The organism is Sphingopyxis sp. CCNWLW2, from assembly GCF_037095755.1.
Lineage (GTDB): Bacteria > Pseudomonadota > Alphaproteobacteria > Sphingomonadales > Sphingomonadaceae > Sphingopyxis.
Map to the genome: position 1 here is coordinate 781,710 of NZ_JBAWKJ010000002.1, position 13,410 is coordinate 795,119.

The 13,410-nt window shown below is 63.2% G+C and carries 12 protein-coding genes; 6 read left to right on the plus strand and 6 right to left on the minus strand.

The window, feature by feature from the left end:
* Window positions 1–190 precede the first annotated feature (190 nt).
* A complete protein-coding gene (locus V8J55_RS14885; RefSeq protein WP_336446383.1) occupies window positions 191–679 on the plus strand; it encodes a hypothetical protein in 489 nt (162 codons plus the stop codon).
* A 4-nt stretch (window positions 680–683) separates the two neighbouring features.
* On the opposite strand, the gene V8J55_RS14890 is transcribed toward V8J55_RS14885, so the two are convergent.
* On the minus strand, window positions 684–1,082 hold the full coding sequence (locus V8J55_RS14890) for a hypothetical protein (protein ID WP_336446384.1): 399 nt from the start codon (window positions 1,080–1,082) through the stop codon (window positions 684–686).
* Window positions 1,083–1,265: 183 nt separating this feature from the next.
* On the opposite strand from V8J55_RS14890, the gene V8J55_RS14895 reads away from it, so the two are divergent.
* Window positions 1,266–2,762: a BCCT family transporter gene (locus tag V8J55_RS14895; protein ID WP_336446385.1), complete on the plus strand. Its 1,497-nt coding sequence runs from the start codon at window positions 1,266–1,268 to the stop codon at window positions 2,760–2,762.
* Between the two features lie 17 nt (window positions 2,763–2,779).
* Here V8J55_RS14895 and V8J55_RS14900 read toward each other — a convergent pair whose 3' ends face one another.
* On the minus strand, window positions 2,780–4,858 hold the full coding sequence (locus tag V8J55_RS14900) for a M13 family metallopeptidase (RefSeq protein WP_336446386.1): 2,079 nt from the start codon (window positions 4,856–4,858) through the stop codon (window positions 2,780–2,782).
* Window positions 4,859–5,100: 242 nt separating this feature from the next.
* Here V8J55_RS14900 and uvrA point away from each other — a divergent pair, with 242 nt between their 5' ends.
* From uvrA to V8J55_RS14915, 3 genes are all read left to right on the plus strand, one after another.
* On the plus strand, window positions 5,101–7,992 hold the full coding sequence (uvrA, locus tag V8J55_RS14905; RefSeq protein ID WP_336446387.1) for an excinuclease ABC subunit UvrA: 2,892 nt from the start codon (window positions 5,101–5,103) through the stop codon (window positions 7,990–7,992).
* A 93-nt stretch (window positions 7,993–8,085) separates the two neighbouring features.
* Window positions 8,086–8,841 (plus strand): hypothetical protein, encoded by a 756-nt coding sequence (locus tag V8J55_RS14910; RefSeq protein WP_336446388.1) that lies wholly within the window; start codon window positions 8,086–8,088, stop codon window positions 8,839–8,841.
* A 123-nt stretch (window positions 8,842–8,964) separates the two neighbouring features.
* The gene (locus V8J55_RS14915; RefSeq protein ID WP_336446389.1) at window positions 8,965–9,402 is read left to right on the plus strand and encodes a nuclear transport factor 2 family protein; all 438 of its coding nucleotides are present in this window, start codon (window positions 8,965–8,967) and stop codon (window positions 9,400–9,402) included.
* A 1-nt stretch (window position 9,403) separates the two neighbouring features.
* Here the strand turns inward: V8J55_RS14915 and V8J55_RS14920 are convergent, their stop codons facing one another.
* The 4 genes from V8J55_RS14920 to V8J55_RS14935 all read right to left on the minus strand — a co-directional run bounded on the left by V8J55_RS14920 (window position 9,404) and on the right by V8J55_RS14935 (window position 11,915).
* The gene (locus tag V8J55_RS14920) at window positions 9,404–9,952 is read right to left on the minus strand and encodes a hypothetical protein (protein ID WP_336446390.1); all 549 of its coding nucleotides are present in this window, start codon (window positions 9,950–9,952) and stop codon (window positions 9,404–9,406) included.
* Window positions 9,953–10,276: 324 nt separating this feature from the next.
* Complete coding sequence (locus tag V8J55_RS14925; protein WP_336446391.1) at window positions 10,277–10,585, minus strand: putative quinol monooxygenase; 309 nt, start codon at window positions 10,583–10,585, stop codon at window positions 10,277–10,279.
* 15 nt (window positions 10,586–10,600) lie between these two features.
* Window positions 10,601–11,353, minus strand: coding sequence for a hypothetical protein (locus tag V8J55_RS14930; protein ID WP_336446392.1), 753 nt, complete (start codon window positions 11,351–11,353; stop codon window positions 10,601–10,603).
* Entirely contained in the window at window positions 11,340–11,915 is a 576-nt protein-coding gene (locus V8J55_RS14935; protein ID WP_336446393.1) for a hypothetical protein, read from the minus strand. The genes V8J55_RS14930 and V8J55_RS14935 overlap by 14 nt, the downstream gene beginning before the upstream one ends.
* A 430-nt stretch (window positions 11,916–12,345) precedes the next feature.
* Here V8J55_RS14935 and V8J55_RS14940 point away from each other — a divergent pair, with 430 nt between their 5' ends.
* Window positions 12,346–13,407: a substrate-binding domain-containing protein gene (locus V8J55_RS14940; protein WP_336446394.1), complete on the plus strand. Its 1,062-nt coding sequence runs from the start codon at window positions 12,346–12,348 to the stop codon at window positions 13,405–13,407.
* The last annotated feature ends 3 nt before the right edge of the window (window positions 13,408–13,410 follow it).

Below are 13,410 nucleotides of genomic sequence, written 5' to 3' on the forward strand. Positions count from 1 at the left end.
ACCGTCTTCCGATATCCCGCAAAGGGGTGATACCCTCTGGACGTCATCAGAATCGCCTTTGGATCGATCGGGGCGGACAGCCGCTCGATTGACAGACGAAGTGCGTCGATCCGTCGACGAATGGCCGACCGCAGGGCAATATCATGGTGCCGGACTTGCATCCGGCGCATGTTCATGGCCAAATTTACCGATGGCGAGGAAATTATCTTTCGCTGCGAGTCGCCGCGCGGGCGCGCGCCTGTTCCGTTGGTCGGCGCTCCTGCTCGCCGGCGTCACCGGCGGGGCTTTGCTGGGCGAAATGGCCGCCGGGACACGATTGGGCCGCGAAACCGGCGGTCCGGCATCCTATTCGCACCTCAGCGCCAATCCCGACGCGCTGGCGCCGCAAGGCAGCGGGGCCGCGCCGTGCCTCGACTGCGCGGACAGCTACGGTGTCGCGATACGGCTGCGGGCGCATCGCGACGAAATGATGAGCGATGACGCGTTTCGCGAACTGGGGGCGGTCGACGTCGATCCGCCGATCCTGACCGATGCCGCCGACGATTATCGATATGGCGGACGCTTCCCCGACCCCGAGCCTGCCGCAGCGGCGACGGACGAAGGCCCGCTCGCCGCCGTGCCAGCGGGCGCCCCCTCGCCGCCCGACACGACAGCGGAACCTGTGCCCGCCGAATATTGACGCTTTAGCGCGGCGGCGTCGTCGGCACGGCGCAGCGGGTCTTGTCGCCAGCCTTGCACGCTGCGGCGTCGGCTTCCCATTTCATCCGCTCTTCGGCGGACATCGCGGCGACCCGCGCCTTCTCGGCCTCATAAACGGCGGTTTCCTCGCTGAACACTTGCTGGTCATGTGCGACCTGTTGCTGCGCGGCGGAAACTTCCTGTGCATAGACCGTGTTGTCGGCCTTGGCGCGCGCCGCCTGTTCGGCGTTGAGCCGCGCGGTGTTCGATCGTTCTTCGGCCGTGGTGCCGTCCTTCATCGGTTTCGCCGCCGTCGTCGTATCGGCCGGCGTCTGGAAGGCGGCCGCCTGACCCGAGGCGAACAGCGCAAGCGCGGCGGTGGCCGCCATCAAATTCCTGGTCATCGAAGCTTCTCCTTCAAATCCACATATCTGCCGATCCAACGCTTGGCCCGATGGCCCGTTCCCGCCCCGAATTGACCTCCCCGAATTGACCTGGCGCGGGGCAAACGTCATGCTGATCCTTCTGACCATGTCCGATCGGCCGATCATTTGCCAGCGTCTCCGAAGCATCCCCTCAATCGCCCGGTGTTTTTCACGCCCCTCGCGGTGCTTCTTGCCGCCGTTGTCCTCAGCCTATGGCAAGGCCCCGCCGTCGTCGTGGCCGAGACGGCGATCAACGACTGGATATTGCGCAACTTTTCGCCGCTCTTCGCCTGGGCGGGAATCGGCTTTCTCGCGCTTCTGGCGGGCATTGCCGTTTCGCCGCTCGGCGGGCGGATCATCGGCGGGCCGGACGCGAAACCCATTTTGACCCGATGGCGCTGGTTCGCGGTGACGCTTTGCACCACGATCGCCACCGGCATCCTCTTCTGGGGCGCCGCCGAACCGCTCTTCCACCTCAACGACCCGCCCGCGATGCTGGGGCTCGAACCGGGCAGCGATGCGGCGGCGACCTTCGCCATGTCGACGATGTTCCTGCATTGGACGCTGACGCCCTATGCCATCTACACCGTCGCGGGCCTCGCTTTCGCGCTTGCCTATTATAACCGCCGCGAACCCTTCAGCCTTTCGTCGCTGTTCGTTCCGCTGATCGGCCAGCGCGCGCATGGTCCGGTTGGCACCGGCATCGACATCATCTGCCTATATGCGCTCGTCGCGGGCATGGCGGCGTCGCTCGGCGCCGGTCTGCTCGCGCTCGCGGGCGGGGTCGAAGGGATCGGCGGCTTCGACGGCGGCACGCCGCTACGCTGGGCGATAGCGGGAGCGATCGTCGCGAGCTTCTTGATTTCGGCGGCGACGGGCCTGCAAAAGGGCATCGCGGGGCTTTCGGTGCTCAACACCTGGCTGTTCTTCGCTATCATCGCCTTTGTCCTGATTGCGGGGCCGACCGCCGACATGCTCGGCCTGTCGCTGCGCGGGACGGTCGACTATTTCCAGACCTTCATCCCACGAAACCTCGGCCTCGACGTCGACACCGGCTGGCATCGACAATGGACGATCTTCAATTGGGCCAACTGGTTCGCCTGGGCGCCCGTCACCGCGCTGTTCCTCGGCCGCCTCGCGGTCGGGTACAGCGTCCGCGCCTTCATCCTCTATAATCTCATCCTGCCGTCGCTGTTCGGTGCGGTGTGGATGACGGCCATTGCCGGTGCGACGATCGCGTTCGACCAACAGAGCGGCGCCAGCCTTTATGCCGTCCTCACCGCGCAAGGCCCCGATCCGGTGCTGTTCCGGCTGTTCAGCGCGCTCGGCGGCGGCCCCGTCGTGGCCGGGATCGTGCTGTTCGCGATCTTCCTGTCTTATGTCGCCGGCGCCGACGCCAACGTCTCGGCGATGAGCGCGCTGTCGACGCGCGGCATTACGCCCGACGCCCCCGAGGCGCCGCTGTGGGTGCAGGCGGTGTGGGGCATCACCGTCGGGCTGGTCGCCATCGTTCTGGTCGCCGGCGGCGGCATCGACGGCATCCGCATGATGTCGGTGCTCGGCGGCTTCCCCGCATTGTTCGTCATTGTTGGCGCGGCCTTGTCGCTGACCGCGATGGCGGTACGGGGACGGCACGAAGCCGCCCCCGCCCGATCCTGAGAAAGGGGTCTCAGGACTTACCAGATCCTGGTGCGCTCCTCGGGCTTCAGATAATATTTGGCGCCCGCGGCGACGCTGAACGCCTTATACCACGCATCGACGTTGCGCACAGGCCCGATGATGCGCCAGCGCGCGGGGCTATGCGGATCGCTCGCGACCTGCTGCTTGATCGCATCCTCGCGCTGCTTTGTCCGCCACGCCTGCGCAAAGGCGAGGAAGAAGCGCTGGTCGCCGGTCAGCCCGTCGATCACCGGCGCGGGCTTGCCGCCGAGCGAGCGCTGATAGGCGTCATAAGCGACCTCGAGCCCGGCAAGGTCGGCGATATTCTCGCCCATCGTCAGCTCGGGGTTGATGAACGACCCGGGCGCCGCCTCATAAGTCGCATATTGCGCGCCGAACGCCTTCGCCTGCGCATCGAAGCGCGCCGCATCCTCGGGCGTCCACCAGTCGCGCACCGCGCCCTCGGCGTCGATCTTGCGGCCCTGATCGTCGAAGCCATGCGTGATCTCGTGGCCGATTACCGCGCCGATCGCGCCATAGTTGACCGCATCGTCGACGCTTTCGCTAAAGTAAGGCGCCTGCAGGATGCCCGCCGGGAACACGATCTTATTCTCGAGCCCGCCATTATAGGCGTTCACTTCCTGCGGGTTCATCGACCATTTCTTGCGGTCGACGGGCTTGTTCAAATCCGACAGCGCATAGGCATATTCGAACGCCGCGCTGCGCTTCACATTGCCGTAAAGGTCGGCGGGGTCGATCTTCAGCCCCGAATAATCGCGCCATTTGTCGGGATAACCGACCATCACATCCATCTTCGCAAGCTTCGCCAGCGCGGCGTCCTTCGTCGCGGGCGCCATCCAGCTGTTGCCGCGGATCCGGTCGCCCATCGCGAGCTTCAGGTTGGTGACGAGCACCTCCATCTTCGCCTTCGCGCTCGCCGGGAAATATTGCTTCGAATAGGTTTCGCCGACGAGTTCGCCAAGGCTGCCGTCGACGAGCGTTAGCCCGCGTTTCCAGCGCGGGCGCAGTTCGCCGACGCCGCTCAGCGCCTTGGTATATTCGAAGCGGCTGTCGACAAACGCCTTCGACAGATAGGGCGCGGCATTGTCGGCGACGTGGAACTGCTGCCACAGCTTGATCGTATCGAGCGGCGTCTTGGCATAGAGCGCCGCGATATCGCGCACCGCGGTCTTTTCGTTGACGATGATGCGCTTTTGCGGCGCGATGCCCGAACCCGCAAACCAGGCTTTCCAGTCGAGCCCCGGCGCATAGGCCGCAAGTTCGTCCGACGACATCGGATTATTGATCTTGCCGATATCGCGGCGGTCGGCGATCGCCCAGCTGACCTTCGCGATCTCGGTCTCGAACGCCATGATCGCATCGGCCGCCTTTTCGGGGTCGGCATTGCCCGCCATCTTCATCGTCCGTGCGATATAGGCGCGGTACGCGTCGCGCTGCGGCTTGAAGCTGTCGTTCAGATAATAGTCGCGCTCGGGCAGCCCGATCCCCGCCTGCCCCAGCCACAGGACGTTGACCGTCGGATCGGCGGTATCGGCATAGGGACCGCCGCTGACGATCGTCGATCCGAACGTCCCCTGCGTGCCGCCCATGAAGCGCGCCATCTCGCTCTTGTCCTTGATCGCCGCGACTGCGGCAATGTCGGCGAGCAGCGGCTTGGCGGCGAGCGTTTCGACGCGCGCTTCGTCCATGAAGCTCTGATACAGCCCGCCAACCTGGCTCGCCGCGGGCGCCCCCGCAACGACCGCGCGGAGCTGACGCTGGGTCAGGTTATAGACATCATAGTCCACCCCCGCCGAGGCCTGATCCGACGGAATCTCGGTGCGCGCGAACCAGCCGCCGTTGGCGTATTTGTCGAAATCGTCGCCGGGCTTCACCGACGGATCGCGCGCATCGAGGTCGACACCCCATTTGCCGAAGGTCAGCGCCTTCAGCGATCCCGCCGACGAAGCGTCACCCTCGTCAGCCGTCGCAGCCCATAGCGTTGCATTGACGCCCACGTCGCTCGCCACCGCCGGCACAGCCGCCAGCGCCGCTACCATCGCCAGTCCCGCGGCGCCCCAAAAAAAGCTCTTCATTTCCCCAGTCTCCCGATTGCCTGCGCCGTCGGGTCGAGACGGCGCACATGGCCATTCTTGTCCGCCTGTGACGCCAAGCGGTCAAGCAACCGACACGACGCTTGGTCGAAGCCTTTGGGATGTTGGTGGAAAGGCTGGCTTGCATAGGCGCATTGCGATGCGCTTCGGCCCACCCTATCTATGACGCAACCGCGCAAAACCGGACTTGCGCCATTAGAACAAATCTGGAACAAACCTCCCCCATGAGTCTCACCCATATTTCCGTGCGCGGCGCGCGCGAGCACAACCTTAAGGGCGTGAACGTCGACCTGCCGCGCGATGCGCTGATCGTCATCACCGGCCTGTCGGGCAGCGGCAAATCGTCGCTCGCCTTCGACACCATCTATGCCGAGGGGCAGCGGCGTTATGTCGAGAGCCTGTCGGCTTACGCGCGCCAGTTCCTCGAGATGATGCAAAAGCCCGACGTCGAGCATATCGACGGGCTGTCGCCGGCGATCAGCATCGAGCAGAAGACGACGAGCCGCAACCCGCGCTCGACCGTCGCGACGGTGACCGAGATCTACGACTATATGCGCCTGCTGTGGGCCCGCGTCGGCATTCCCTATTCGCCGACAACCGGCGAGCCGATTTCGGCGCAGACGGTCACCGACATGGTGGACCGCGTGATGGCGCTGCCGGAGGGCACGCGCGCCTACCTGCTCGCCCCCGTCGTGCGCGGGCGTAAGGGCGAATATAAGAAAGAGCTCGCGCAGTGGCAGAAGGACGGCTTCACGCGCGTCCGTATCGACGGCGAGTTCTACGAGATCGGCGAAGCGCCCGCGCTCGACAAGAAATACAAGCATGACATCGAAGTCGTCGTCGACCGTATCGCGGTCCGCGAAGGGCTGGGCACGCGGCTCGCAGACAGTTTCGAGACGGCATTGAAGCTCGCCGAAGGGCTCGCCTATGTCGACCTCGCCGACGGGCCGGTGCCGGGACGCGAAGAGGAAGACACCGGCGGCGCGATGAAGGGCGCGGGCATTCCCGCGAACCGGCTGATCTTCAGCGAGAAATTCGCCTGCCCCGTCTCGGGCTTCACGATCGCCGAAATCGAGCCGCGGCTGTTCAGCTTCAACGCGCCGCAGGGCGCGTGCCCCGCGTGCGACGGCCTCGGCGAGCGGCAGGAGTTCGACCCCGACCTCGTCGTCCCCAACCACGCGCTCAGCCTGAAAAAGGGCGCGGTGGTGCCGTGGGCGAAATCGAACCCGCCCTCGCCCTATTATATGCAGGTGCTCGAAAGCCTCGGCAAAGCCTATGGTTTCGACCTGACAACGCCCTGGCAGGACCTGCCCGGCGAGGTGCAGCTCATCATCCTCTACGGCAGCGGCGGCAAACCCGTCGAACTGACCTTTAAGGACGGCAAGCGCAGCTACACGACGCACAAGGCGTTCGAGGGGGTGATCGGCAACCTCAACCGCCGCCTGCTCCAGACCGAGAGCGCGTGGATGCGCGAGGAGCTGAGCAAATATCAGGCGCCGCATCCGTGCGAGACGTGTCACGGCGCGCGCCTGCGCCCCGAACCGCTCGCGGTGAAGATCGCGGGCGAGGACATCAGTCTGTCGGCGCAGCGCTCGGTCGCCGACGCGCTCGGCTGGTTCAGCACGCTCGATGCGAAACTCAACGACACGCAGAAGCAAATCGCCAAGGCGATCCTGAAAGAGATCAACGAGCGGCTCGGCTTCCTCAACAATGTCGGGCTCGATTATCTCAACCTCAACCGCACGTCGGGCACGTTGTCGGGTGGCGAGAGCCAGCGCATCCGCCTCGCCTCGCAGATCGGCAGCGGCCTGTCGGGCGTCCTCTACGTGCTCGACGAGCCGAGCATCGGCCTCCACCAGCGCGACAACGACCGGCTGCTCGCGACGCTGAAGCGTCTTCGCGATCTCGGCAACACGGTGATCGTCGTCGAGCATGACGAGGACGCGATCCGTCACGCCGACTATGTCGTCGACATGGGCCCCGGCGCGGGGCTCCACGGCGGCGAGATTGTCGCCGAGGGCACGCTCGACGAAGTGCTCGCGAACACGAAGAGCCTGACCGCCGCGTATCTCACCGGCGCGAAGCGGATCGAAGTGCCCAAGCACCGCCGCAAGGGCAACGGCTTCGACCTCGTGCTCAAGGGCGCGCGCGCGAACAACCTCCAGAATGTCACCGCGAAGATCCCGCTCGGCACCTTCACCTGCGTCACCGGCCTGTCGGGCAGCGGCAAGTCGAGCCTGATCATCGACACGCTCTATGCCAGCGCGGCGCGCGTGCTCAACGGCGCGCGGATGATCGCGGGGCCGCACGACAGCCTGAAAGGGCTCGAGCATTGCGACAAGGTGATCGATATCGACCAGTCGCCGATCGGCCGCACGCCGCGCAGCAACCCCGCGACCTATACGGGCGCCTTCACGATCATCCGCGACTGGTTCGCGGGGCTGCCCGAAAGCCAGGCGCGCGGCTACAAGCCCGGGCGCTTCAGCTTCAACGTCAAGGGCGGGCGCTGCGAGACCTGCACCGGTGACGGGCTGATCAAGATCGAGATGCACTTCCTGCCCGACGTCTATGTGACGTGCGAGACGTGCCACGGCAAACGCTACAACCGCGAAACGCTCGAGGTGAAGTTCAAGGGCCACAGCATCGCCGACGTGCTCGACATGACGGTCGAGGATGCCGCCGAATTCTTCAAGGCGGTGCCGTCGATCCGCGAAAAGATGGCGATGCTCGTCCGCGTGGGCTTGGGCTATATCAAGGTCGGGCAGCAGGCGACGACCTTGTCGGGGGGCGAGGCGCAGCGCGTCAAGCTCGCGAAGGAATTGTCGCGCCGTTCGACCGGGCAAACGCTCTACATCCTCGACGAGCCGACCACCGGCCTGCATTTCGAGGATGTGCGGAAGCTGCTCGAAGTGCTCCAGGCGCTCGTCGATCAGGGCAACAGCGTGATCGTCATCGAGCATAACCTCGACGTCATCAAGACCGCCGATTATATCCTCGACCTTGGTCCCGAGGGCGGGGTCAAGGGCGGCGAAATCGTCGCCGCGGGCACGCCCGAGCAAGTGGTGAAGGAGAAGCGCAGCTTCACCGGCCAGTATCTGGCGCCATTGCTGAAGTAATTGCCTTATCCCCAAACGGCGGACCCGATTGACAAGGCACTGACAGCCTTGCAAGTAACTTTCGGCCGCACTCTGCGGCTTGGGGGAAAATGGATGAATTACCTGAGGGGCGCGGCCGCTTTTGCGGTCTCTTTTACCATGCTTTCGATTTCGGTTCAGGCGCAGGAAGCCTCGGCACCCGCCGCGACAGCCGAACCCGCCGCCGTCGCCGAACCTACCGCCACGCCGGCTGCAATCCCGGCCGTCGCCGCCGCACCGGCGCTCGCCGTCGCGGCGCGGGCGCCCGGCCTGATGCTGCCGTCCTACACCGAAGTGATCCTGACGCCCGATGCCGAGGCGAACAGCAAGAAATTGCGCGAGGGGCACACGATCCCGATGCACACCGTCTTCGACGTGATGCACAATGGTGTCGTCGTGATCCCGAAGGGCACGCGCGGCATGGGCACCGTGACCTGGCGCACCGGCAAGGGCGCGTTCGGCAAGTCGGCGAAGATGGAAGTCACTTTCAACGAACTGACGCTGCCCAACGGCCATCGCCTGCCGCTGGCGGGCATGCACCGGCAGGAGGGTGAGGGCAACACCGGCGCCGCGATCGGCGCGGCGATCGCGGTCGGCGTGTTCGGCGCCTTCGTCACCGGCAAATCGGCGATCATCCCGAGCGGCCAGCATCTGATGGCACGGACGAACGAGGCGCTGGCCTATTCGATCCCGGCGGGTGCGGTGATCATCCCGACCGCGCAGCTGGCCCCCGCGGCCAGCGTTGCGGTGGTGACGCCCGCCGCCGCGGTGGCGCCCGCGGCCGAAGCGCCGGCGGCGCCCGCGGCCGGCAGCACGCCGACCACCGACTGAATGGACCGAAGGGAAAGGGTCCCGAACGAGATTTCGGGGCCCCTTCCCTTCGCGACTCCCGCTGGAGAAACCGCGCAGAGGCGGCTAGGCTGCCCGCATGATTTGCGGCGGGAGTCTCATGCAATGCCGATCGATCCTGTACGCCTTGCCCTTCCCTTCATCGCTGCGCTGCTGACGGCGGGGCCGACGGTAGCGGCACCAGCGCCGTCCTCACCCGAAGCCGCGCTCGAAGCCTATGTCGACGGGCTGCGCACGGGACGGGTCGAGCTTCTTGAGGCGCTGTTCCTGCCCGACGGACAATTCTGCACACTGGCAAAGGAAGGCGCTGCGCCGATCGGCTGCAAGCGCTTCGCCGAGGTGCTCGGCGACTGGGCGGCGCGGCCCGATCCCGCCGCGACCGGGCGCGTCCTCGACCGCCGCGACGCGACGCCGTCGATGAGCGCGGTCACCTATGAACTGCATTTCGGCGGCGACCGGTACGTCGACCAGCTCCTGCTCTATCGCACCGACGCCGGATGGCGCGTCGTCGCCAAGACCACCGCGGTCACCGCGGCCCGGTAAATCAGTGCCACACCGCCGAGAGCGGGTAGAGTGCGATCAGCCAGACGAGGCAGGCGCACACGAGGCGCCGGTCCTTTGCCGCGATCGCGAGGAGCGCGACGGGAAAGAAGCTCCAGGTGATCACGAGGTTGCGCGGGTCGAAGGGCGGCCATTTCGCGAGCCCCGCGACGGTCGCGAGCAGCGCGACGTTGCACAGCAGGATGCCGCCGAGGACCTTGCGATAATGTTTGTCGAAATGCGCGCCGAGGTCTCCCCACGCCTCGGCATCGTCGGGAAAGACGAGGCTCGCCGCGAGGAAATAGATGGCGGTGACAATAAAGCCGCCGAACAGCACTGGCCAGCTCAGCGGCAACAGGTCGCGCATCGCCCAGCCGTACATCCAGAAGGTCACGACGTCGCCCGACACGAACAGCCCGAGCAGCGCGGTCGGCCAGCCGATGCGGACGCGGTGGCTGGCCTTGAGCGCCTTCGCCAGCCCGCCGAGCCCCTCGGCGAGCGCGAGGCCGAGGATCAGCCCGAACAGCGAAAAGATGAATTCGAACCCGCTCATATGCCCCCCGGCTTTCCCCCGATGTGCCGTCCTGCCCGCGCTAAAGCCACAAAAGCCCCGCATGAGCGATGCGATTTTGTGTCCTTTGTGGCTTTAAGCCGATCCGCGGTCGGCGCACCCGACACATATTGCCGTGGCGCGCGCATCACACAAAGGGAAGACCAAAGCGATGGTGGCACGGCAAGATATTGTAGGACAGAGGTTTTTGCCCTCTCCCCATTCGTCACCCCGGACTTGATCCGGGGCCCCGCTCAGCAGCCTCGAAAAGCGGGACCCCGGATCAAGTCCGGGGTGACGATAAAGGGGAGTAGATGGCGCCGCGCCCTACCCCATCAGCGTCGCGGTGATATCCTCCGCGGCATGGATGCGGATCACCGGCGGCGCGGGCGACAGCGCGCGCATCTCGGCGACGAAGCCGCGCGAGGCGGGCAGCGCGAAATGGGCGCGGACCGCGTCGACGCTCTCCCACTCCTCGACGAACATCAGCCGGTCGGGGTTCTCGACATCGATATGGCAATTATGCGCCAGACACCCCGGCTCGGACCGCGACCGCGCGCTATGTTCGGCGCCGAGCGCGATCATGCGCTCGCGATGCTCGGGGGTGAGGATGGCGTGGCCGGTGATGAGGATCATGGTCGGCACCTTCCCCTAACTTTTATCGAGAAAGTTTCTTGCAATCTTCTCCGCCTCGGCAGTTCCCGTTGGTGAAATGCAACATAACTCTTTACTGTGGAAAATGAGCCCAGATTCATCTAATCTTTTCAAAATCTTGCGAAAATTCGTGGGATTTTTGTAACAAACGTCGATCCGCAGGTCATCTTCGGATTTATCTCCAGTAAAAGCGAGTAGGACCAACGCTTTCTCACGGGCCTCCAAGGATTGATCAAGGACCCGCGTTACGGGACCGTCTTTCCATACGATGACCTCCTGCCTCGCAATGATTCCTCTAACCAAAGCTGCCGTATCAGCCTGAGAAAGCGAAGATTCGATCCGTACAATTTCTGATATGATCCATTTCGCTCCGTTCAACAAAATCGAAGCATCAATCTCGCTTGCCGGGACTGCTCCGAGATGGCCGATGCTCCGCTTATTCCGTAGCGCATACAAGGCCCACAACAACCTCGGAATCAGTATTCTATAGGCTTCGTCTCCACTAGCACTAAGGTATTTCGCCAAGGCAGCGTCACTAAAGTTGGACAGAGCCTTAGAAATCGGCGTCGCGGCGCCAAAAAGTTTGTATTCTAAAAACCTTCGACATGCCTCCACAAAATGCCCGGCGTCCAGTCCCGCCGACTTCCAATTTCGCGAGACATAGTGCCTTACAATATCGTCGTAGGTCCTTGAGAGTGCCTCACCTATCTCAACGGTAGAGATGTCTGACAGAAAATCATTCAGCCGCATTATTTAGGGCCTCGACAAATGACTGGGCCGCCTTTCGCCCAGGAGCAGTCAGCTTGATGTCATATCCGCCGCCCGGCTTAGGATTCATCGCCACCTTGTCCTTTAATCCCTTCAAGTGACTTGCGAAATTTGACGAATCATAACATCCTTGGTCCAGACAAGATTCCTTCAAATCGTCGGAGTTAGTTGTTTGCTGACCCCTTATGTAGTTTCCAAACAGAAGCGTCAAAGCAGTGTTGCGAGTTCGGTCTGCTTTATTTCCTCCCGGCATATGAGCTATGATTTTAAGCTTTCCGTCTAGCTCATCGTATACGTTCTCATACTGACTTTCCGGATTTGCATTTCCATTAGCCTTCCCTCCCTCATTTACTGAGTTCGGCAACCCCCCGGCGCCAGATCCCTGACTAAAGTTAGGATTGGTCGACATCTCTGACCATTTCTGGTATGCGTTCAATACAAAGCTCTCGCTACCTTCTGCGGAGAAAGATGCCGAGCCAAACTGCATCGATAGTTTCACGTCATTCATTTTCATCGCTCCCAGATCGAGATGCCATTGCATCATTCGATCACGTCCTCATGTCAAGTCATAATCTTTCCTCCACCTATAGACTCTTATCGATTTTTCTGCGGTTTATCTGGTGTTTTTGCAACGCAAACGCATATGGACGTAATCCGCGTTTCTGCCGTACCGCTCCACATGTTAATGATGACATTTTTTATTGTTATATTTCAATGTATTGCTGGCGTAATAATATTGCGACATGCGGAAGCGTATATCAAAGACGTAGCTTTCGCATGACCTCCATAGGAAGGCCATTGGGATTGCGCAGCTTTTGGCCAAAGTAAAATTATCGAAATTTGACCGTGCCCATGACACTTATATGACACTTCCTGTCACATACACGTCACACAACGCGCCCAAATGGCCCTCAGCGAGTCGCCGCGGGGGTGGTGGCTTGGATCGGTAACGACCCCCACCACAGGATCATTTCATGCTGCAGAAATTCGCTCCCCGGTTGCTTGGCGTCGCTGGTGCCGCGACGTGCGCGCTGGCGCTTTCCGCGTGCCAGGATCAGGCGTCTTCGGGCGGCGGTGCGCGCGATTATATCAGCGCGGTCGGGTCCTCGACCGTCTATCCCTTTGCCACCGCGGTTGGCGAGAAGTTCGCCGAAGCGACGGGCAACAAGACGCCGAAGATCGACAGCACGGGCACCGGCGGCGGGTTCGAGCGTTTCTGCTCGGGCGTTGGCGGCGACACCCCCGACATCGCGAACGCGTCGCGCCGCATCAAGAAGAAGGAATTCGACACCTGCGCCGCGAATGGCGTCAAGGAGATCGTCGAAATCCAGGTCGGCATCGACGGCATCGCGCTGGGCGAAGCTTCGCGCGGCCCCGGCTTCAAGCTGTCGGAAGAAGATGTCTATAAGGCGCTCGCCGCGAACCCCTATGGCAAGCCGAACACCGCGAAGACGTGGAAGGACGTGAACCCCGCCCTCCCCGCGGTCGCGATTTCGGTCTTTGGCCCGCCTTCGACCAGCGGCACGTACGACGCGTTCAAGGAGCTGATCCTTGGGCGTGGCTGCGACGCCAATCCCGAAATGAAGGCGCTGAAGGACAGCGACAAGGAAAAGCATGAGGCGACCTGCACCACGCTGCGCGGCGCGCCTTATTATGTCGAGCAAGGCGAGAATGATAACCTCATCATCTCGAAGCTCGACAAGAACCCGACGAGCCTCGGCATCTTCGGTTTCAGCTATCTCGACGCCAACAAGGACAAGATCAAGGCGGTTCCGGTGCAGGGCGTCGCGCCCAGCTATGCCGCGATCGCCGATGGCAGCTATCCCGGTTCGCGTCCGCTCTTCATCTATGTGAAGAAGGCCCACGTCGGTGTCGTCCCGGGGCTCGCCGAATATGTCGCCGAGTTCCTGAAGGGTGCGGGCGAAGGCGGCTATCTGAACGCCAAGGGCCTGATCGTGTCGCCGAAGGCGATCGCGGACACCGCGGCGGCGAACGGCAAGGGCATGACCGCGCTGAACGGCGCCGAGCTGAAGTAGGTT